At 60.3% G+C, this 20,052-nt stretch carries 18 protein-coding genes; 11 read left to right on the top strand and 7 right to left on the bottom strand.

The genetic code is table 11. The features are described 5' to 3' along the window. Positions 1-290: 290 nt before the first annotated feature. Together UB23_RS15600 and UB23_RS15595 are read right to left on the bottom strand one after the other, a co-directional pair. Positions 291-584 (bottom strand): hypothetical protein, encoded by a 294-nt coding sequence (locus UB23_RS15600; RefSeq protein ID WP_003226812.1) that lies wholly within the window; start codon positions 582-584, stop codon positions 291-293. Between the two features lie 56 nt (positions 585-640). After that, on the bottom strand, positions 641-1,246 hold the full coding sequence (locus tag UB23_RS15595) for an arylesterase (protein WP_045060199.1): 606 nt from the start codon (positions 1,244-1,246) through the stop codon (positions 641-643). 10 nt (positions 1,247-1,256) lie between these two features. Here UB23_RS15595 and UB23_RS15590 point away from each other — a divergent pair, with 10 nt between their 5' ends. Both UB23_RS15590 and UB23_RS15585 read left to right on the top strand, forming a co-directional pair. Continuing rightward, a complete protein-coding gene (locus UB23_RS15590) occupies positions 1,257-1,940 on the top strand; it encodes an ABC transporter ATP-binding protein (RefSeq protein WP_028619977.1) in 684 nt (227 codons plus the stop codon). After that, positions 1,940-4,444 (top strand): ABC transporter permease, encoded by a 2,505-nt coding sequence (locus tag UB23_RS15585; protein ID WP_045060198.1) that lies wholly within the window; start codon positions 1,940-1,942, stop codon positions 4,442-4,444. The genes UB23_RS15590 and UB23_RS15585 overlap by 1 nt, the downstream gene beginning before the upstream one ends. Positions 4,445-4,464: 20 nt before the next feature. Here the strand turns inward: UB23_RS15585 and greB are convergent, their stop codons facing one another. Continuing rightward, positions 4,465-4,959: a transcription elongation factor GreB gene (gene greB, locus UB23_RS15580; protein WP_045060197.1), complete on the bottom strand. Its 495-nt coding sequence runs from the start codon at positions 4,957-4,959 to the stop codon at positions 4,465-4,467. A gap of 382 nt (positions 4,960-5,341) precedes the next feature. On the opposite strand from greB, the gene UB23_RS15575 reads away from it, so the two are divergent. Continuing rightward, positions 5,342-5,905, top strand: a complete 564-nt coding sequence (locus UB23_RS15575) for a GNAT family N-acetyltransferase (protein ID WP_152644278.1) — start codon at positions 5,342-5,344, stop codon at positions 5,903-5,905. Between the two features lie 70 nt (positions 5,906-5,975). On the opposite strand, the gene UB23_RS15570 is transcribed toward UB23_RS15575, so the two are convergent. The 3 genes from UB23_RS15570 to UB23_RS15560 form a co-directional block, all read right to left on the bottom strand. Continuing rightward, the gene (locus UB23_RS15570) at positions 5,976-6,284 is read right to left on the bottom strand and encodes a hypothetical protein (protein ID WP_045060196.1); all 309 of its coding nucleotides are present in this window, start codon (positions 6,282-6,284) and stop codon (positions 5,976-5,978) included. Positions 6,285-6,533: 249 nt separating this feature from the next. Next, on the bottom strand, positions 6,534-6,968 hold the full coding sequence (locus tag UB23_RS15565; protein ID WP_045060195.1) for a DoxX family protein: 435 nt from the start codon (positions 6,966-6,968) through the stop codon (positions 6,534-6,536). Between the two features lie 104 nt (positions 6,969-7,072). Continuing rightward, a complete protein-coding gene (locus UB23_RS15560) occupies positions 7,073-8,494 on the bottom strand; it encodes a transglycosylase SLT domain-containing protein (RefSeq protein ID WP_045060194.1) in 1,422 nt (473 codons plus the stop codon). Positions 8,495-8,717: 223 nt separating this feature from the next. Between UB23_RS15560 and UB23_RS15555 the strand changes: the two genes are divergently transcribed. Continuing rightward, a complete protein-coding gene (locus UB23_RS15555; RefSeq protein ID WP_045060193.1) occupies positions 8,718-9,530 on the top strand; it encodes a TatD family hydrolase in 813 nt (270 codons plus the stop codon). Positions 9,531-9,672: 142 nt separating this feature from the next. On the opposite strand, the gene UB23_RS15550 is transcribed toward UB23_RS15555, so the two are convergent. Further along, complete coding sequence (locus UB23_RS15550) at positions 9,673-10,902, bottom strand: acyl-CoA dehydrogenase (protein WP_045060192.1); 1,230 nt, start codon at positions 10,900-10,902, stop codon at positions 9,673-9,675. Between the two features lie 175 nt (positions 10,903-11,077). On the opposite strand from UB23_RS15550, the gene UB23_RS15545 reads away from it, so the two are divergent. The 7 genes from UB23_RS15545 to UB23_RS15515 all read left to right on the top strand — a co-directional run bounded on the left by UB23_RS15545 (position 11,078) and on the right by UB23_RS15515 (position 20,035). Continuing rightward, complete coding sequence (locus tag UB23_RS15545; RefSeq protein WP_045060191.1) at positions 11,078-12,007, top strand: LysR family transcriptional regulator; 930 nt, start codon at positions 11,078-11,080, stop codon at positions 12,005-12,007. A gap of 70 nt (positions 12,008-12,077) precedes the next feature. Continuing rightward, complete coding sequence (locus UB23_RS15540; protein WP_045060190.1) at positions 12,078-12,479, top strand: MerR family transcriptional regulator; 402 nt, start codon at positions 12,078-12,080, stop codon at positions 12,477-12,479. 141 nt (positions 12,480-12,620) lie between these two features. Beyond that, a complete protein-coding gene (locus UB23_RS15535) occupies positions 12,621-13,520 on the top strand; it encodes a hydroxymethylglutaryl-CoA lyase (RefSeq protein WP_045060189.1) in 900 nt (299 codons plus the stop codon). A gap of 848 nt (positions 13,521-14,368) precedes the next feature. After that, positions 14,369-15,532 carry an isovaleryl-CoA dehydrogenase gene (locus tag UB23_RS15530; protein ID WP_045060188.1) on the top strand — a complete coding sequence of 388 codons (1,164 nt, stop codon included), beginning with the start codon at positions 14,369-14,371 and terminating at the stop codon, positions 15,530-15,532. Between the two features lie 12 nt (positions 15,533-15,544). Next, a complete protein-coding gene (locus UB23_RS15525; protein WP_045060187.1) occupies positions 15,545-17,152 on the top strand; it encodes a carboxyl transferase domain-containing protein in 1,608 nt (535 codons plus the stop codon). Between the two features lie 112 nt (positions 17,153-17,264). After that, complete coding sequence (locus UB23_RS15520; RefSeq protein WP_045060186.1) at positions 17,265-18,080, top strand: gamma-carboxygeranoyl-CoA hydratase; 816 nt, start codon at positions 17,265-17,267, stop codon at positions 18,078-18,080. Next, a complete protein-coding gene (locus UB23_RS15515) occupies positions 18,080-20,035 on the top strand; it encodes an acetyl/propionyl/methylcrotonyl-CoA carboxylase subunit alpha (RefSeq protein WP_045060185.1) in 1,956 nt (651 codons plus the stop codon). Before UB23_RS15520 ends, UB23_RS15515 begins: the two co-directional genes overlap by 1 nt. Positions 20,036-20,052 lie beyond the last annotated feature (17 nt).

The raw sequence follows: 20,052 nt of genomic DNA, 5'->3' as shown, positions 1-20,052 counted from the left end.
GTCCCTGGGGTCCGGTGGAGCTGGGTAGCTGCGGGAGCCGTAGGAGCTGTCGAGTGAAACGAGGCTGCGATCTTTTGATCTTGCTTTGCGTACATATCCATTGCTGCGGTCAGGGCTGCTTATGGTTCCGCCCTTACGGCGGGTCACTTTCGAAAAGGCTGCGCGCCCCGGCGCAAAGTAACCCGCTGTAAGAGCGGAACCATCAGAAGCCGTTACCGCAAAAATGGATATGTACACAAAGCGGGATCAAAAGATCGCAGCCTCGTTTCACTCGACAGCTCCTACGGCTCCTACAGCTCAAACCGCAACTCCGGCCAGATCGGCGAAGTCCCGCGTTTCTGCGATTCCAGAATCGCACGACACAACGAACACAAGCGCTGGTCCTGAAACACCCGACGATCCACACTCGACCAACGTGGCTGCGCCGGCAGGAGGCTGCCGCAGAGGGTCCGGTCTGCCGAGCCGCCCAGTTCAAGCTGTCGGGTCACCAGATGCACACGCACTTCCTGGCAGGCGAACAGATCCAGCTGCTCGTCAGGCTCGATCAGTTGATAGGCGAAAAGTGACCAGGCGGGACGCGGCATCGGGGGCTCCAAATCGGGGGCGCCACCTTAGCCGAAACGCAGCCAGTAGAAAAGCGTCAAAGCAGCGGTTTCAGTGTTGGCCAGACATTTTCCAGCAACTTGCCCTGAGCCCCTGCAGCCGGGTGCAGGCCGTCGCTTTGCATCAGGTCCGGATGCCCACCCACCCCCTCCAGAAAAAAGGGTACCAGCGGGATTTTTTTCTCGTCGGCCACGGTGCTGTAGACCTCGGCAAAAGCCTTGGTATAGCGAGCACCATAATTGGGCGGCAATTGCATGCCCAGCAGCAACACTTTTGCTCCGCTGGCGCGCGAGCTGTCGATCATCGACGCAAGATTTTGTTGCAATTGAGTTGGGAGCATCCCGCGCAAGCCATCATTGCCACCCAGCTCGAGGATCACCAACTCCGGCTTATGCTCTGCAAGCAGCGCCGGCAGGCGCGCCTGGCCTCCGGCACTGGTGTCGCCACTGATGGACGCGTTGACCACCTTATCGTCGAAACCTTCGCGCTTGAGCCGCTGCTCAAGCAAAGACACCCAGCCTAAGCGGGTATCCAGGCCGAAACCCGCGCTGATACTATCGCCAACGATCAGGACTGTACCCGCCGCTGCGTTCTGGGCCATGCACATCAAGGCCAGGCCAGCACTCAAAAACCACACTCGCATCGGATTCTCCATGGGCGCAAGCATTCTCACCGCGAAGAACCTCAGCAAAGTGGTACCCAGCGCGGAAGGTGAACTGACTATCCTGCACGAACTCAGCCTGGAACTGAACAAGGGCGATAGCCTGGCTATCGTCGGCGCCTCCGGATCAGGCAAATCCACCCTCCTCGGTTTGCTCGCCGGCCTCGACCTGCCCAGCAGCGGTGAAGTCACACTGGCCGGCCAGGCCCTGAGTAATCTTGACGAAGACCAGCGGGCGCGCATCCGGGCCGAGCACGTCGGTTTCGTGTTCCAGTCGTTCCAGCTGCTCGACAGTCTCAACGCCCTGGAAAACGTCATGCTGCCGCTGGAGCTGGACGGTCGCAAGGACGCCCGCGAACGGGCCACGCAGTTGTTGCAGCGGGTAGGCCTGGGCCAGCGCCTGACCCATTCACCGCGCCAGCTCTCTGGTGGCGAACAGCAACGCGTGGCAATTGCCCGCGCGTTCGCAGCCGAGCCCGACGTACTGTTTGCCGACGAGCCCACGGGCAACCTCGACAGCCACACGGGCGAGCGCATCAGCGACCTGCTGTTCGAACTCAACAAAGAGCGCGGCACCACGCTGGTGCTGGTGACTCACGACGAACGCCTGGCACACCGGTGCCGGCGCCTGATCCGCCTTGAAGCCGGCCTGCTGGTCGCCCCTCTGGAGCCTTGATGGCACGCCTGCCGCTATTGCGCCTGTTCAGCCTTGCCCTGCGCCAACTGCTGCGCGACGCCCGCGCCGGTGAGCTGCGGGTGTTGTTCTTCGCCTTGCTGGTCGCCGTGGCGGCGAGTACGGCCATTGGTTATTTCGGCGCCCGCCTGAACGGCGCCATGTTGCTGCGGGCCACCGAGTTCCTCGGCGCCGACCTGCTGCTCGAAGGCAGCTCGCCAGCGCGACCGGAACAGATCACCAGCGGCGTCGAGCTGGGACTCGAACACGCCCAGGTGGTCGAGTTCTCCAGCGTGATCGCCACCGACAACGGGATCCAGCTGTCGAGCATCAAGGCGGCAGATAACGCCTACCCATTACGCGGCGAACTGAAAAGCGCGCCTGCGCCCTTCGCCCCGGAAGAGCCCGGGGGTGGTCCGAAACCCGGCGAAGCCTGGGTTGAAGCGCGACTGCTGACAGCCCTGGACCTGAAGATGGGCGACAGCATCGACGTCGGCATGAAAACGCTCAAACTCGCCAGGGTACTGACCTATGAACCCGATCGGGCGGGGAATTTCTACAGCCTGACGCCACGGGTCATGATCAACCTCAGCGACCTGGCGGCCACTGGCGTGGTCCAGCCCGGCAGCAGGGTCAGCTACCGGGAACTGTGGCGCGGCAAGGCCGAGGCACTGGAAAGCTATCGACAAGCGATCAAGCCCGGCCTGGCGCCGAATCAGCGGCTGCAGGATGCCCGCGATGGCAATCGGCAAATCGGTGGTGCGCTGGGCAAGGCCGAGCGCTACCTGAACATGGCCAGCCTGGTCGCGGTGCTGTTGTCCGGAGTAGCGGTGGCCCTGTCGGCCACGCGCTTCGCCACTCGCCGCTTCGATGCCAGCGCACTGCTGCGCTGCCTGGGCCTGTCACGCCGGGAAACCCTGCTGTTGTTCAGCGTGCAGCTGGCTGTGCTGGGCTTGCTGGCGAGTATCAGCGGCGCGGTGATCGGTTGGCTGGCGCAGCTCGGGTTGTTTGCGTTACTGCATGACCTGCTGCCTACCGATGTCCCGCCTGGCGGCCTGTTCCCGGCCATGGCCGGGATCGGCACCGGGCTGGTGGCGTTGGCCGGCTTTGCCCTGCCGCCCCTGGCGGCGTTGGGTCGGGTGCCGCCGCTGCGCGTGTTGCGTCGAGACATGCTGCCCATACCGTCCAGCACCTGGATGGTCTATGGCGCGGCCTTGGGGGCACTGGGGCTGATCATGTGGCGCCTGAGCCTGGACCTGGTGCTGACCTTCGCCCTGCTCGGCGGCGGCGTCATTGCCGCGCTGGTCCTGGGCGGCTTGCTGTTGCTGCTGCTCAAAAGCCTGCGGCGCATGCTGGCACGCGCTTCCCTGCCCTGGCGCCTGGGGCTGGGCCAGTTGCTGCGCCACCCCCTGGCAGCTGCGGGGCAGTCCCTGGCGTTCGGTCTGATCCTGCTGTCCATGGCGTTGATCGCCCTGCTGCGCGGCGAATTACTCGATACCTGGCAGAACCAGCTGCCGAAAAATGCTCCAAACTATTTTGCACTGAATATTTTGCCGGCAGACAAGCAGGCATTCACCGACCGCCTGATCGAACTCTCGGCACAGGCAGCACCCTTGTATCCGGTGGTGCCCGGAAGGCTGATCAGTATCAATGGCGAACCGGTGCAGCAAATCGTCAGCAAGGACTCAGCCGGAGATCGGGCCATCCAGCGCGACCTGAGCCTGACCTGGGCGGCCGACCTGCCAGCGGGTAACAAGCTCACCGCCGGCAACTGGTGGACCGAACAGACGCCCGACGAGATTCCCGGGGTATCGGTGGAGGGCAAGGTTGCCGAAAGCCTGAAGCTCAAGCTGGGCGATCACATGGTTTTCACCGTTGGCGGCGTCAATCGCGAAGCGAAAGTCACCAGCTTGCGTGACATCAACTGGGACAACTTCCAGCCCAACTTCTTCATGATCTTCCAGCCCGGCACCCTTAAGGACCTGCCGGCCACCTACCTGACCAGCTTCTACCTGGCCGCTGGGCATGACCAGCAGATCGTCGACCTGTCCCGAAGCTTTCCGGCAGTGACCATCCTGCAAGTCGAAGCCCTGCTGGAACAGCTGCGCAGCATCCTCGCCCAGGTCACCCTGGCGGTGGAGTACGTCCTGCTGTTCGTCCTGGCGGCTGGCATGGCGGTGCTGTTTTCCGGATTGCAGGCAACACTGGATGAACGCATTCGCCAGGGCGCCCTGCTACGTGCGCTGGGCGCGGAACGGAAGCTGTTGGTCAAGGCCCGGCGGATCGAGTTCGGTCTGCTGGGGGCAGTGAGTGGCCTGCTCGCGGCACTGGGCTCGGAACTGGTCAGCCTGGTGCTATACCGCTATGCATTTGACCTGCCGTGGCAGCCGCATCCATGGCTGCTGGTATTGCCATTGATCGGTGCCGTGCTTATTGGCGGCGCGGGCGTATTCGGTACCCGTCGGGCCCTGAATGCCAGCCCGCTGACCGTGCTGCGCGAGGGTTGATCGACGCCTGAGCGGTCGCCCTACCCTGGGCGATCGTTTGGCGTTTGCCCGTAGGAGATGGCGTTGATCCACCACAACGTTTCGCCCCCCGGGGTCTGCACCACCGCCTCGTCACCCACTTCCTTTTTCAGCAACGCGCGCGCCATCGGTGAATCGATCGAGATGTAATCGTTGCGCCCGTAGATTTCGTCATACCCCACCACGCGAAATTTCTTGATGTCCCCGGCCTCGTTTTCAATCTCGACCCAGGCGCCGAAAAACACCCTTCCCTCCTGCTCCGGCGAGTACTCGACCACCCGCACATCCTCCAGCCGCTTGCGCAGGTAGCGCACCCTGCGATCAATTTCGCGCAGCAGCTTCTTGTTGTACTGGTAATCGGCATTCTCACTGCGGTCGCCCAGGGAGGCGGCCCAGGTGACCTTGCGAGTCGTGTCCGGACGCTTCTCCCGCCAAAGGTAATCGAGCTCCTGTTTCAGGGCGTCATGCCCTTCTTTTGTGATGATGTTGGTACTCAAGTCGAGGGCCTCCTTGGGGCGAGTCACGAATGGATGGCACTGAAAAAAAATTTTCCTTTTCTACCCAGGCTTGCGGGAAATGAACGTCTGACAACTCAGGTAGTTAGCTGCAAGTACTCAACTGACTCTACGGAACGTCTGTCGGGTATCGCTAGTTTTATGACGCTTTCCCGGGCAAAAGCAAAATACCTTGCTAACATCTTGTTACATAGGCCAATAAATTGGCACCTTGAATTCACGCAAATTCCCTTTCATCCACAAGATCCATTGGGAGGACGGCATGATCGTGCAGCAGCTGCTTGAGAAAAGCCAAACGAAGATTCGAAAGATTGGGTTATCCAGCGCGAGTCATCAGCTTTTTTTGAAGACGGTCAACGCCTTCATGCTGTTCAAGATACTGCGCGGGGTCACGCTGCCGAAAGTCGACCCGGCGTTCCTCGACTACCCATCGCACTTCAAGCCGATGTTCCTGAGTGAACAGATGATGCGCCACTACGCGCGCGATCCAGTCAATGAGATGCCCGAGAGCTTTATCGAAGAATCCCTGGCCAAGGGCGATCAATGCTTCGGCATCTTCGATGGCGCGGTATTAGCCTCTTATGGCTGGTATTCACGCAAACCGACGCACATCGATCCGCCAGAGCTGTTCCTGCACTTCAGCCCCTCTTACGTCTACATGTACAAAGGCTTCACCCATCACGAGTATCGCGGTCAGCGCCTGCACGCCATAGGCATGAACCTTGCTCTCAAGCATTACCTGGAGAAGGGTTACAAAGGCCTGGTCTCTTATGTGGAGTCGAGCAACTTCGATTCGTTGAAGTCCATTTACCGCCTGGGCTATCTGAACGTCGGCTCGATCTACCTGATCCGTCTGTTCGGTAACTACCAGAGCTTTGCCAGCAAAGGCTGTGAAGCTTTTGAGTTGGCCCTTAAGACGCTCGTCTGATTGATTCGCGCGAATACCGACGCCAGCGCCAGCCGCTGGCACGCGCCGTCAATCGACAAAACGGTAACATTCAGCGTCGTGTAATCAGGCCCTGGCGGGCCACGCGGATCAATTGGCTGATCATTTCGCTGGCCCCTTCAACAGTCGGTGACTGAATCACCGCCAGGTCGAAGCTGTCGCTGGCGAAACGCGCCAGGGTCTCACCGTCTTCGACGAACTGGATAAGGAATGCCGCAGGACCACCCGTGCGGCGAGGCCAGCCATCGAGATAACGCAGGAGCGTTGGCTGATGTTTGCCGCCAAGCAGGATTTTGGGATTGCGCTGGGTGAGGTGTGCCGTGATCGGCGCGGGGCGTACAACGGGGCTTAATGCATTCATCGTGTCGTGTCTCTGCCTCAAAGGTCTGCATGGCAGGTGAGAGGCAACACCGAACCAGCGCTTTAGCGGAATTTCGAAGCCTGTTTCCAAGCTTCTGTCGGTAACTGATCGAGTCACCTGGCGCCCCGCAAGTAGCTGTTTAAATCGGCGCATGAGCAGCATCCTAGAGAAGCCGACACGGCAGTGTCAAGAATTGCGAGCAACAAAAAAGGCCCGCGTGATGCGGGCCTTTTGGTTGATCCAGAGCGGTTAGCCGGCGATGGCGCGGTCTGCCGACAGCTTGCCGGCGCCTTCGATCAACACCGCAATGGAGCCACCGAGCAGGGCCAGGGCAAATTCGTAACCGTTGTTGGCCATGAACAGGCCGTTGCTGATGTGCACGCTGAAGATGGCAACCAGCGACACAAACGTGAGGCCCAATGCCGCCGGGCGCACCAACAGGCCGATGATCAATGCCAGGCCGCCAAAGAACTCGGTGCCTCCAGCCAGCGTCGCCATCACATAGCCAGGCGTCAGGCCCAGGCTTTCCATGTACTGCGCAGTGCCGGCCAAACCGTAACCGCCAAACGCACCAAAGAGCTTCTGCGCGCCGTGGGCGGCAAAGATGATGCCGACGAAGATCCGCAGGACAGTCAAGCCGTAGCCGGCGCGGGTAAACAGGACCTTGTTGATCAGTGTGCTCATGCTGTGTCATCCATTCTTGGTTTGAGTGTGGTTGGCCGCTATATTAATCGGTTATTTTTATGTTAAAAGCGTAAATATCTCAGCATAACAATCAGTTTAGTAGATCATTTCCGTGTGACAACCTTTTGCCCCTGAGGCTCCAGCGATTCTCGCTCCCGATCGAACGCCAGGTAATACTTGTTCACGCTATTAACATAGCTGACCGGCCCCATTCCAACCTGCTCCATGGCAATGCGCTCCACCTGGAAAAACCATTGATTAGGGTTCAAGCCTCGACGTCGTGCCTCGGCGCGCATGCCCTGGACCCGCTCCGGCCCAATGTTGTAAGCGGCCAGCACAAACGCCATGCGCTCACGCTCATTGAGCTTGGGGCTGGCAAAGAATTTGCGGCGAATCATCGCCAGGTACTTGGCCCCGGCCTGAACATTGGCATCAAGTTCCTGAATGTTATTGACGCCTACCCGTTGCGCCGCCGCCGGGGTGATCTGCATCAGCCCGGTCGGGGCACCGCCGCTGCGGGCACTGGGTTGCAGCCCGGATTCCTTGAATGCCAGCGCCGCCAGATTCAGCCAGTCCATGCCTTGGGCCGCCGCGTGCTTCTGCAGCACCGGGCGCAGCTTTTCCAGACGCTGACGATTGGCCTTGGCCAAGGGATAGTGCACTTGATACAGCCGACGGTAGATGCGCAGGAAGGCCACATCCTGGTCCGAAGGTTTCTTGTAGGTGAGTAGAAAGCGGTCGATGCTGGCCCGCAGCATTGAAGCATCGCGCCGCACGAACCAGAACTCTTCTCCCGGCTCGCTGATCAGCACCTTCCGGTCGAGGCGCAACTTGGGCAGAATCTTGCCCCAGCGCTCGGCAATCGGTTGTTCGACTATCGTCAGGTGGAAGATGCCGCCCTGGACCATTTCCAGTACATCCTCGACCGCGAGGCTAGGGTCGACCCACTCGACGTTCACCGGCGGCAATTTATGCAGCGCCAGTTTCTGATTGATCTGGCTGACCGCATCCCCGGCAGCGCTGCCCGTCGGCAGGGCCAGGGTCTTGCCGGACAACTGCTCCAGGCGGGTGTAACTCCGCTCGCCCTTGATCCCGACCAACACCAACGGAATATTGCTGGCAATGGGTTGACTGGTGCTGATGGCGTGGCCGGGCTGCAGGTCGAGCAATTCCCCTGGCGCCACCAGGTCACCCTCCCCGCGCTGCAATGCGCCGATGAGTTGGTCTTTGCCTTTAGGGATTATCTTGAGGGTGATTTCCTGACCGTCACGGGCGTGACCGTTGAGGTATTGCTCAAAGGCGCGCAGGCGGTGGTATTCGACGCCGATCGCCTGGCCTTCGACTTCCCCGGAGCTGTTGCGGCTTTGGTTAACCAGCACGCGCAGCACCCGGCTGCTGCGGATTTCCGCCAGGTCACGGACCTTCGCGGCGGGTACGGCTTGCAGCGGGCCGGCCAGACGCGCAACCGCCGGCATCGGCAGTAGCAACGATAAACACAGCAACAGCAACACCGAGGGACGGGTCATCCACTCTCCGGAAAGAATACTGGGCCGATTTCAAGGAGTGAGTGAAATCGAACTTCAGAAACAGCGCTGACAAGGGGCGAGAAACTGGCTTCATGCGGGTCAACTGACCAGCACGACCTACCTCGCGGCATCAAGAGACAGCTACAACTGATTGTAGTTCTTGGCTTTTCTTATAAATCTGCAGCTCTGATATGCTTTCCGGCCTTTGGTCCGAGGTAGCACCATGCAACTCATCGATATCGGCGTCAACCTGACCAACCCCAGTTTTGCCGACAAGCACCAGGCGGTACTCGACCGTGCGTACGCCGCCGGCGTGTGCCAACTGGTCCTTACCGGCACCAGTGTCGAAGGCAGCGAACAGGCCTTGGAGCTGTGCCAGCAGCTGGACGACAGCAATCAGCGACTGTTTGCCACTGCCGGCATCCACCCGCATTCCGCCAGCGACTGGAACGCCGATAGCGCCCGGCGCCTGCGCAGTTTGCTCAAGGAACCCAACGTGGTCGCCGTAGGCGAATGCGGGCTGGACTTCAATCGCGACTTCTCGCCGCGCCCGCAACAGGAGAAGGTGCTGGAGGAGCACCTGGCCATGGCGGTCGAACTGCAATTGCCGGTGTTCCTGCACGAGCGCGATGCCAGCCAGCGCCTGCTGGACATCTTGCGCGACTATCGGGATCAGTTGCCGGCTGCCGTGGTGCATTGTTTTACCGGGGAAAAAAAGGCCTTGTTCAGCTACCTCGACCTGGACTTGCACATCGGCATTACCGGATGGATCTGCGACGAACGCCGTGGCACGCACCTGCACCCTCTGGTAAAGGAGATCAAACGCGGTCGATTGATGCTGGAGAGCGATGCGCCGTACCTGTTGCCCCGTAGCTTGCGACCCAAACCGAAGAATGGCCGTAACGAACCGGCGTATCTGACGGAGGTGTTGCGTGAGGTGGCATTGCATCGGGGGGAAAGCGAGGAAGACCTGGCAGCACACACCACCGCCTGCGCCCGGACGTTCTACGGGCTGCCCGAGGTGGATACTCACTGAACTCGCCCTCTGTAGGAGCGAGCTTGCTCGCGATGAACTCAGAGGCGCCGCGTTAATCCAGCATTAACGCGTCATCGTTGACGATCATCGCGAGCAAGCTCGCTCCTACAGTGAATCTCGTGGGTCGGTGCTACACGTTTGTTCAGTGACCGCTGCGCAGCATTTCCTTTGGCACATACTTGCCGATCTCGAACTTGCCAATGGCGGCGCGGTGCACTTCGTCCGGGCCATCGGCCAGGCGCAAGGTGCGTTGCATCGCGTACATGTAGGCCAGCGGGAAATCGTTGGAAACCCCGGCGCCGCCGTGAATCTGAATCGCGCGGTCGATCACGCGCAAGGCCACGTTGGGAGCAACCACCTTGATCTGCGCGATCTCGCTCCTGGCCACCTTGTTACCGACGGTGTCCATCATGTAAGCGGCCTTCAAGGTCAGCAGGCGCGCCATGTCGATTTCCATACGCGAGTCGGCGATCTTGTCGATGTTACCGCCCAGGCGCGCCAGTGGCTTGCCGAACGCGGTACGGCTCACTGAACGTTTGCACATCAATTCCAGCGCTCGTTCGGCCATGCCGATAGAACGCATGCAGTGGTGAATCCGCCCCGGGCCAAGGCGACCCTGGGCGATTTCAAACCCGCGGCCCTCGCCCAACAGGACGTTTTCAAACGGCACCCGGACATTTTCAAACAGCACTTCGGCGTGACCATGCGGTGCATCGTCGTAACCGAAAACCGGCAGCGGACGCAGGATCTTCACGCCTGGGGTATCCACCGGCACCAGGATCATCGAGTGCTGGGCATGCCGCGGTGCGTCAGGATTGCTCAGGCCCATGAAGATCAGGATTTTGCAGCGCGGATCACAGGCGCCGGAGGTCCACCACTTTTTGCCATTGATGACCCACTCATCGCCGTCACGCACGGCGCGGGCGGCCATATTGGTAGCGTCGGAGGACGCCACGTCGGGCTCGGTCATGGCGAAGGCTGACCGAATTTCGCCACGCAACAGGGGCTCGAGCCAGCGCTGCTTCTGCTCATCGTTGGCGTAACGCACCAGCACTTCCATGTTGCCGGTGTCGGGAGCCGAGCAGTTGAAGGGCTCAGGGCCGAGCAAGGAGCGACCCATGATTTCCGCCAGCGGCGCGTATTCCAGGTTGGTCAGGCCGGCACCCAGCTCGGACTCGGGCAGAAACAGATTCCACAAGCCCTCGGCCTTGGCCTTGAGTTTGAGTTCTTCCATGATCGCGGTCGGCTGCCAGCGATCGCCTTCGGCGACCTGACGCTCGAACACGGCTTCAGCGGGATAAACGTAGGTGTCCATGAACGCGGTCACGCGCTCACGCAGTTCTTGCACCTTGGGCGAATAAGCGAAATCCATGGGCAGCTCTACCTTTTAACGGGGGTTTTAATGAGTTGTTCAGGTCATGGATTTGATGCTAGAACAGTGACGAAAATTTACCTAGCCTATTCTCGGCGTGTATTAACATTCATCACCGATATATGATCCACTGATCGCCAAGGCCACCGAGCCCACACAATAAGAGTGCAGCGCCATGAATCTGAGCAAGGTCGACCTCAACCTTTTCATCGTCTTTGACGCGATCTACACCGAAGCCAACCTGACTCGCGCAGGACAGATCGTTGGCATCACCCAGCCGGCGGTGTCGAACGCCCTCGCCCGCCTGCGCGAGACATTCAACGACCCGTTGTTCGTGCGCACCGCCCAGGGCATGGTCCCGACGCCCATGGCGCAGAACATCATCGGGCCGGTGCGCAATGCGCTCTCGCTGCTGCGTGTATCCGTTCAGGAAAGCCGCATATTCAACCCGCTGCAGGCAGTCAAGACGTATCGCATCAGCATGACCGACCTCACCGAGGCGGTGATCCTGCCCCCGCTGTTCCAGCGCCTGCGTCGCCTGGCGCCGACCGTGATCATCGAGAGCTTTCTGTCCAAGCGTCGCGAGACCACCAAGGAACTGGCGGCCGGGCGTCTCGACTTCGCCGTCGATGCCCCGCTCAATACCGATCCTCAGGTACGCCATGTCAAGTTGATGGAGGACCGCTACGTGTGCGCCATGCGCAGGGGGCATCCGCTGGCGAACAAGGAAAAATTCAGCCTCGATGACTACTTGTCCCTGACCCACATTCATATTTCCAGCCGGCGCAGTGGCCTGGGCCATGTCGACCTGGCGCTGGGCAAGATGGGCATCCAGCGCAAGATCGCCCTGCGCTCGCAGCATTACCTGATGGCGTCGCAAGTGCTGCAGCAGACGGACATGGTAATGACCGTGCCCGAGCGCTTTGCCCGTCGCAACGATCTGCATGCCTTCAGTTTGCCGGTCAACGATGTGCCCCCGGTGGAGACCCACCTTTACTGGCACGAAAGCACTGACCAGGACCCGGCCAACCGCTGGATGCGCGAGCAGATGATCGAGTTGTGCCAGCAGGTGACGGCGCATGAGAAGAAACTGGATAAGGTGTAGGGCTTTTGCCCTTGACGTAAACGTCAACCTGCCTTTAGCTTAGCGCCATGACCCTTTTTCGAGCGCGCCCATGAGCAGCCTGACCTACAGCATCTCCGACCTCGCCCGCGAGCTGGACATTACCACCCGGGCGATCCGCTTCTATGAAGAACAAGGCCTGCTCAGCCCCGAGCGACGCGGCCAGGAACGCATCTATTCGCCCCGGGACAAGGTCAGCCTGAAGCTGATCTTGCGCGGCAAGCGCATCGGTTTTTCACTGGCCGAATGCCGCGAGCTGATCGAACTCTACGACCCTGCCGGGGGCAACCAGAAACAGTTGCAGACCATGTTGAACAAGATCGCCGAGCGTCGTGATCAACTGGAACAGCAGATGCTCGACATCGAGCAGATGAAGCTGGAACTGGACACGGCGCAGGAGCGCTGCACCCAGGCCCTGGAACAGACGATCAAGAGCCAGCAAGCACTTCAATAATCCCACACATCTCCCCTGCAGGAGCAAGCTTGCTTGCGATGGAGTCAAGGTCAACGCGTTTAATCAGGAAGCCCGCGTTATCGCTAACGACCATCTCGAGCAAGCTCGCTCCTGCAGGGCTATCAGCACAGGTCTATTCCCATGTCCCTTCCAACTCACGTGCGCCTGATCGAAGTGGGTCCCCGCGACGGTTTGCAAAATGAAGCCCAGCCCATCAGCGTCGCCGACAAGGTGCAACTGGTCGACGCGCTGAGCGCCGCTGGCCTTGATTACATCGAAGTCGGCAGTTTCGTTTCGCCCAAATGGGTGCCGCAGATGGCAGGTTCGGCAGAAGTCTTTGCGCAGATCCAGCGCAAACCAGGCGTCACCTACGGCGCACTCGCCCCCAACCTGCGTGGGTTCGAAGACGCCATTGCTGCCGGGGTCAAGGAAGTTGCGGTGTTCGCCGCCGCCTCCGAAGCCTTCTCCCGGCGCAACATCAATTGCTCGATCAGCGAAAGCCTGGAGCGCTTCGTTCCCATCATGGACGCAGCCCGACAACACGGGATAACGGTGCGCGGTTACGTGTCCTGTGTGCTGGGCTGCCCCTACGAAGGAGATGTAGCACCCGAGCAAGTCGCATGGGTTGCTCGCGAGCTGTACGCGATGGGCTGTTACGAGGTCTCCCTGGGCGACACCATTGGTACCGGCACCGCAGGCGCCACTCGCAGGATGTTCGAAGTGGTTTCGACCGATGTCCCTCGAGACAAACTCGCCGGGCATTTCCATGACACCTATGGGCAGGCCATGGCCAATATCTACGCCAGCCTGCTGGAAGGCATCTCGACCTTCGACAGCTCCATCGCCGGCCTCGGCGGCTGCCCCTATGCCAAAGGCGCGAGCGGTAACGTGGCTACCGAGGATGTGGTCTACCTGCTTAACGGCCTGGGCATAAACACCGGTATTGACCTGGACGCCTTGATTCTGGCAGGCCAGCAGATCTGTACCGTGTTGGGCCGCCCTACCGGATCGCGGGTTGCCAAGGCACGCAGTGCACAGTGAGCGAGCGGTTGTGTCGGGGTGTTACCGCCAGCCGTGAAATGTGGGCAAAATCGAGTAACACGGAAACAGATTATGAGAGTCAGCGCCTTTGCCAAAAAGCAGCTAAATCATAAGTATCTGTTTTTAAAGCTTTTTTAAAAGTTGGCACGGCTCCTGCTATCTCTATGGCATAACAAGAATAAAAAGCAGCAAACCAATAAAAATAAGACGTAACGACTCTGACATAACAAGAACAACACGGCAGAGACGCAGCTAACAGATTTTTTTGGAGAAGGTGTGCTTTTCAGGGTGCTTTTCGGAGTAACCCGCAACCGGGCAGAGAACAATAAAACTACCTTCAGGTAGCTCCCGAACTGGTTGGATCGCTTGGCGAAAAAGCAGATCAGCGCTCAAAAAAATACGTTTGCTCTTGATCCCGGATGGGGATCGACAAAAACAGCGGTAAAGGGTCACGGTTACCAAAAACAACAACAGACCGCCCCTCAATAATAAAAAAAGAGCACGCGCAACGACAAATTAAAGGGGAGCTTCGGCTCCCCTTTGTGCTGTCTGGGATTCGGGTTTTCGACATCACCACCACCAACAATGAATTTACCCTGTGGGAGTAACAGTCTTCCCCCTGCCACATCAGTATCGAATGTGCAGACGCCATCGCGGGCAAGCCCGGCTCCCACAGTCGTCATCTCCCGAGAAGGGTCCGCTTTCTATCCTCATCCGCCCTACTGTCGCCCAAGTTGACGTTAACGTAAAGGGTGATTGACAGCGCTTCGTCACAGGCTTACGTTAACGTAAAGGTGAGAGCTGCAGCACCGCCCTCCCCACCCAACAAAAAAGCCAAAAGGTGCCCCATGAGCTACCCATCCCTGAACTTTGCCCTCGGTGAAACCATCGACATGCTGCGTGATTCGGTTCAGTCCTTTGTTGCCAGCGAGATCGCCCCGCGCGCCGCCCAGATCGACATCGACAACCTGTTTCCAGCAGACCTGTGGCGCAAGTTCGGCGACATGGGCCTTTTAGGCATCACTGTCAGCGAAGAATACGGTGGCGCTGGCCTGGGTTACCTGGCGCACGTGGTGGCCATGGAAGAAATCAGCCGCGGCTCGGCTTCAGTTGCGCTTTCCTACGGCGCGCACTCCAACCTCTGCGTCAACCAGATCAACCGCAACGGCAATCATGAGCAGAAGACCAGGTACCTGCCCAAGCTGATCAGCGGCGAGCACATCGGCGCCCTCGCCATGAGCGAACCGAACGCCGGGTCGGACGTGGTATCGATGAAACTGCGCGCCGACAAGCGTGGTGATCGCTACGTGCTCAATGGCAGCAAGACCTGGATTACCAACGGCCCCGACGCCAACACCTACGTGATCTACGCCAAGACCGACCTGGAAAAAGGCCCTCACGGCATTACTGCTTTCATCGTCGAACGCGACTCGAAAGGCTTCAGCCGCAGCAACAAGTTTGACAAGCTCGGCATGCGTGGCTCGAACACCTGCGAGCTGTTTTTTGATGACGTCGAGGTGCCGGAAGAAAACATCCTGGGCGTACTCAATGGCGGCGTGAAAGTATTGATGAGCGGTCTCGACTACGAGCGCGTTGTGCTGTCCGGCGGCCCGACCGGCATCATGCAGGCCTGCATGGACCTGATCGTTCCCTACATCCATGACCGCAAGCAATTTGGCCAGAGCATCGGCGAGTTCCAGCTGATCCAGGGCAAGGTCGCCGACATGTACACCCAACTCAACGCCAGCCGAGCCTATCTGTATGCAGTGGCCCAGGCCTGCGAGCGCGGCGAGACCACGCGCAAGGACGCCGCCGGCGTCATCCTGTACAGCGCCGAACGCGCCACGCAAATGGCCCTCGACGCGATTCAGATTCTTGGTGGCAACGGTTACATCAATGAATTCCCCGCGGGCCGTCTGTTGCGTGACGCCAAGCTCTACGAAATCGGCGCGGGTACCAGTGAAATTCGTCGCATGCTTATCGGTCGTGAACTGTTTAACGAAACCCGCTAACCGGAGTTGTCCATGGCTATCCTGCATACCCTGCTCAACCCCCGCTCGGCGGAGTTCGCGGCCAACAGCGCGGCGATGCGCAAACAGGTCGACGCCCTGCACACCCTGCTCGCCCAGGTGCAGCAAGGTGGCGGCCCCAAAGCGCAAGAGCGACACACATCAAGGGGCAAGTTACTGCCTCGTGAGCGCATCAACCGGCTGCTCGATCCCGGTTCGCCCTTCCTGGAAATCAGCCAGCTGGCAGCCTACGAGGTATACGGTGAGGATGTTCCGGCGGCTGGCGTGATCGCCGGAATTGGCCGCGTGGAAGGCGTCGAATGCATGATCGTCGCCAACGATGCCACGGTAAAAGGTGGCTCGTACTACCCACTGACCGTGAAAAAACACCTGCGCGCCCAGACCATCGCCCAGCAAAATCGCCTGCCTTGCATTTACCTGGTGGACTCCGGTGGCGCGAACTTGCCACGCCAGGATGAAGTGTTCCCGGACCGCGAGCACTTTGGCCGAATCTTCTTCAACCAGGCCAACATGAGTGCCATGGGCATTCCACAGATCGCCGTGGTCATGGGCTCCTGCACCGCTGGCGGCGCCTATGTTCCGGCCATGGCAGACGAGGCAATCATGGTGCGCAACCAGGCGACCATCTTCCTTGCCGGCCCGCCTTTGGTGAAAGCCGCGACGGGTGAAGTGGTCAGCGCCGAAGACCTTGGTGGCGCCGATGTGCACTGCAAGGTTTCCGGTGTCGCCGATCATTACGCCGAGAGCGACGAGCACGCCTTGGCCATTGCCCGGCGCAGCATTGCCAACCTTAACTGGCGCAAGCTCGGCGAAGTGCAGCAACGCACCCCGATCGCCCCGCTGTATGGCAGCGATGAGCTCTACGGCGTTGTATCGGCTGACGCCAAGCAACCTTTTGATGTGCGTGAAGTCATCGCACGGCTGGTGGACGGCTCGGTGTTCGACGAGTTCAAGGCGTTGTTCGGCACGACGCTGATCTGCGGTTTTGCCTACCTGCACGGTTATCCGATCGCGATTCTCGCCAACAACGGCATTCTGTTCGCCGAAGCCGCGCAGAAAGGCGCGCACTTCATCGAACTGGCCTGTCAACGCGGCATCCCATTGCTGTTCCTGCAGAACATCACCGGCTTCATGGTTGGCCAGAAATACGAAGCCGGAGGCATCGCCAAGCACGGTGCCAAACTGGTGACCGCCGTGGCGTGCGCCAAGGTGCCAAAGTTCACCGTGATCATTGGCGGCAGCTTCGGCGCCGGCAACTACGGCATGTGCGGACGCGCCTACGACCCACGCTTCCTGTGGATGTGGCCAAATGCGCGGATTGGCGTGATGGGTGCCGAGCAGGCTGCCGGCGTGCTGGTGCAAGTCAAGCGCGAGCAGGCCGAGCGCGGTGGCCTGAGCTTCAGCGCCGAGCAGGAAGCCGAGATCAAGCAACCTATCCTCGATCAGTACGAACAGCAGGGACATCCCTACTACTCCAGCGCCCGGCTGTGGGACGACGGCGTCATCGACCCCGCGCAGACCCGCGATGTGTTGGCCCTGGCCTTGTCGGCCGCGCTGAACGCGCCAGTAGAACAGAGCCGTTTCGGCGTATTCCGGATGTGATTTTCTGTGTGAGCGGGCTTGCTGGCGAAGGATTCACCGCGGTCTTCCATGTACCGCGCTATCGTTCTTCGCCAGCAAGCCCGCTCACACATGAGTTGTGGAGACAGACAAAATGAGCGACTTCAACACCCTCCAATTGCACACCGACCCCCGGGGTTTCGCGACCTTGTGGCTCGCTCGCGAAGACAAGAACAACGCCTTCAACGCGCAGATGATCCGCGAGCTGATCATCGCCCTGGATAAGGTTTCGGCCGATACCAGCCTCAGATTCCTGCTGTTGCGCGGCCGCGGCAAGCATTTCAGCGCCGGCGCCGACCTGGCCTGGATGCAGCAGTCCGCCGAACTGGATTACCACACCAATCTCGACGATGCCCGCGAGTTGGCCGAGTTGATGTACAACCTCGCCAAACTGAAGATCCCCACCCTGGCCGTAGTGCAAGGGGCGGCGTTTGGGGGAGCACTGGGTTTGATCAGCTGCTGTGATATGGCCATTGGTGCCGATGACGCGCAATTGTGCCTGTCGGAAGTGCGCATCGGCCTGGCGCCTGCCGTGATCAGTCCGTTCGTGGTGCAAGCGATCGGCGAACGCGCAGCGCGTCGCTACGCCCTGACGGCCGAGCGGTTCAACGGCCAGCGGGCACGGGAGATCGGCTTATTGTCAGAAAGCTACCCGCTGGCAGAGCTGGAATCGAAGGTCGAGCAGTGGATCGACAACTTGCTGCTTAACAGCCCCGCCGCCATGCGCGCCAGCAAGGATTTACTGCGCGAAGTGGGGAACGGCGCGCTGACACCGGCGCTGCGGCGCTACACCGAGAATGCTATTGCGCGGATCCGCGTCAGCCCTGAAGGCCAGGAAGGCTTGCGTGCCTTCCTGCAAAAACGCCCGGCGAACTGGCTCGCTACCCCAAACACGAAGGAGCCGCGTTGATGAGCACGCCCGTCATTAACACTTTACTGGTGGCCAACCGCGGCGAAATCGCCTGCCGGGTGATGCGCACCGCCAAGGCCCTGGGCCTGACCACCGTGGCCGTGCACAGCGCCACTGATCGTGAGGCCAGGCACAGCCGCGAGGCCGATATCCGGGTGGACCTGGGTGGCAGCAAAGCCGCCGACAGCTACCTGCAGATCGACAAACTGATTGCTGCTGCACTGGCCAGTGGTGCCCAGGCGATTCATCCGGGGTATGGTTTCCTGTCCGAGAACGCCGGATTTGCCCGGGCCATCGAGAATGCCGGCTTGATTTTCCTCGGCCCTCCCGCCTCGGCGATCGATGCAATGGGCAGCAAATCCGCCGCCAAGGCGTTGATGGAAACCGCCGGCGTGCCACTGGTGCCTGGTTATCACGGCGAAGCCCAGGACCTGGAAACCTTCCGCACAGCCTGCGAACGCATCGGTTATCCAGTGCTGCTCAAGGCCACGGCAGGCGGCGGCGGTAAAGGCATGAAAGTGGTCGAGGATGTCAGCCAACTGGCCGAAGCCCTGGCCTCGGCGCAGCGTGAAGCCCAATCGTCATTTGGCGACTCACGCATGCTGGTAGAAAAATACCTGCTCAAACCGCGGCACGTGGAGATCCAGGTCTTTGCCGATCAGCAGGGCAATTGCCTGTACCTCAATGAGCGCGACTGCTCGATCCAGCGTCGCCACCAGAAGGTTGTCGAAGAAGCCCCTGCTCCAGGCCTGAGCGCGCAATTGCGCCGCGCCATGGGTGAAGCCGCCGTACGCTCGGCACAGGCCATTGGCTACGTCGGAGCCGGTACGGTGGAGTTCCTGCTGGACTCGCGAGGCGAGTTCTTCTTCATGGAGATGAATACTCGTCTGCAGGTCGAGCACCCGGTGACCGAAGCCATTACCGGGCTCGACCTGGTCGCCTGGCAAATCCGCGTGGCCCGGGGTGAAACCCTGCCGATGCCCCAGGAGCAGGTGCCTCTGATCGGACACGCCATTGAAGTCAGGTTGTACGCCGAAGACCCTGGTAATGACTTCCTGCCAGCGACCGGACGTCTGGAGTTGTATCGCGAGTCGGCGCCCGGCGACGGACGTCGAGTCGACAGCGGCGTGGAAGAAGGTGATGAGATCTCGCCGTTCTACGACCCGATGCTGGGCAAGCTGATTGCCTGGGGCGAAGACCGCGAACAGGCGCGGCTACGCCTGCTGGGCATGCTCGACGAGTTCGCGATTGGTGGCCTCAGGACCAACATCAACTTCCTGCGCCGGATCATCGGCCATCCAGCGTTTGCCGCCGCAGAACTGGATACCGGGTTCATCCCGCGATACCAGGAGCAGTTGCTGCCAAAACCGGCAGAGCTGGGTGAGGATTTCTGGCAAGCCGCTGGCCAGGCATTTGCCCAAAGTCAAACCACCGCGCCGCGCACTGACGACCTGGCGTCGCCTTGGGCGAGCGGCAACGGTTTTCGTACCGGGCTGCCAACGCAGATCAGCCTGCACCTGAGCTGCGAAGGCCAGGACCGTGCTCTTACGCTGGGCGCAGTCGATGCAAGCACAGCACAGCTCAAGGGCGAGCAACTGCTGACCGAGCAAGAAGGCCTGCGCCGACAGCACCGGGTCATTCGCCGCGACGGCGTGGTCTATCTGCAATGGGATGGGGAGCTTCGCCGCATCGAATCCTACGACCCGATCAGTGCCGTGGAAGCCAGTCATAGTCATCAGGGCGGCCTGACCGCACCCATGAACGGCAGTATCGTGCGGGTCCTGGTAGAGGTCGGGCAATCGGTTGAAGCCGGCGCGCAGCTGGTAGTGCTGGAAGCCATGAAAATGGAACACAGCATTCGTGCGCCGCACGCGGGAGTGATCAAGGCGCTGTACTACCAGGAAGGCGAAATGGTCAGTGAAGGCACCGCGCTGGTCGAGCTGCAAGAGGCTTGAAACAAGGAACGGTCCTA

This window comes from Pseudomonas sp. ES3-33 (assembly GCF_000952175.1).
GTDB classification, from domain to species: Bacteria; Pseudomonadota; Gammaproteobacteria; order Pseudomonadales; family Pseudomonadaceae; genus Aquipseudomonas; species Aquipseudomonas gregormendelii.
Note: the sequence above shows the minus strand (reverse complement) of the source record. Positions and strands in the feature narration are given on the sequence as shown.

What these genes read in the sequence shown, in the direction of transcription:
- UB23_RS15515 (WP_045060185.1), top strand. Translation starts at nt 18,080, where the DNA reads ATGAGCACGCCCGTCATTAACACTTTACTGGTGGCCAACCGCGGCGAA.
- UB23_RS15575 (WP_152644278.1), top strand. Translation starts at nt 5,342, where the DNA reads ATGCTGTTCAAGATACTGCGCGGGGTCACGCTGCCGAAAGTCGACCCG.
- UB23_RS15565 (WP_045060195.1), bottom strand. Translation starts at nt 6,968, where the DNA reads ATGAGCACACTGATCAACAAGGTCCTGTTTACCCGCGCCGGCTACGGC.
- UB23_RS15560 (WP_045060194.1), bottom strand. Translation starts at nt 8,494, where the DNA reads ATGACCCGTCCCTCGGTGTTGCTGTTGCTGTGTTTATCGTTGCTACTG.
- UB23_RS15570 (WP_045060196.1), bottom strand. Translation starts at nt 6,284, where the DNA reads ATGAATGCATTAAGCCCCGTTGTACGCCCCGCGCCGATCACGGCACAC.
- UB23_RS15520 (WP_045060186.1), top strand. Translation starts at nt 17,265, where the DNA reads ATGAGCGACTTCAACACCCTCCAATTGCACACCGACCCCCGGGGTTTC.
- UB23_RS15590 (WP_028619977.1), top strand. Translation starts at nt 1,257, where the DNA reads ATGGGCGCAAGCATTCTCACCGCGAAGAACCTCAGCAAAGTGGTACCC.
- UB23_RS15555 (WP_045060193.1), top strand. Translation starts at nt 8,718, where the DNA reads ATGCAACTCATCGATATCGGCGTCAACCTGACCAACCCCAGTTTTGCC.
- UB23_RS15530 (WP_045060188.1), top strand. Translation starts at nt 14,369, where the DNA reads ATGAGCTACCCATCCCTGAACTTTGCCCTCGGTGAAACCATCGACATG.
- UB23_RS15535 (WP_045060189.1), top strand. Translation starts at nt 12,621, where the DNA reads ATGTCCCTTCCAACTCACGTGCGCCTGATCGAAGTGGGTCCCCGCGAC.
- UB23_RS15540 (WP_045060190.1), top strand. Translation starts at nt 12,078, where the DNA reads ATGAGCAGCCTGACCTACAGCATCTCCGACCTCGCCCGCGAGCTGGAC.
- UB23_RS15525 (WP_045060187.1), top strand. Translation starts at nt 15,545, where the DNA reads ATGGCTATCCTGCATACCCTGCTCAACCCCCGCTCGGCGGAGTTCGCG.
- UB23_RS15595 (WP_045060199.1), bottom strand. Translation starts at nt 1,246, where the DNA reads ATGCGAGTGTGGTTTTTGAGTGCTGGCCTGGCCTTGATGTGCATGGCC.
- UB23_RS15585 (WP_045060198.1), top strand. Translation starts at nt 1,940, where the DNA reads ATGGCACGCCTGCCGCTATTGCGCCTGTTCAGCCTTGCCCTGCGCCAA.
- UB23_RS15550 (WP_045060192.1), bottom strand. Translation starts at nt 10,902, where the DNA reads ATGGATTTCGCTTATTCGCCCAAGGTGCAAGAACTGCGTGAGCGCGTG.
- UB23_RS15600 (WP_003226812.1), bottom strand. Translation starts at nt 584, where the DNA reads ATGCCGCGTCCCGCCTGGTCACTTTTCGCCTATCAACTGATCGAGCCT.
- UB23_RS15545 (WP_045060191.1), top strand. Translation starts at nt 11,078, where the DNA reads ATGAATCTGAGCAAGGTCGACCTCAACCTTTTCATCGTCTTTGACGCG.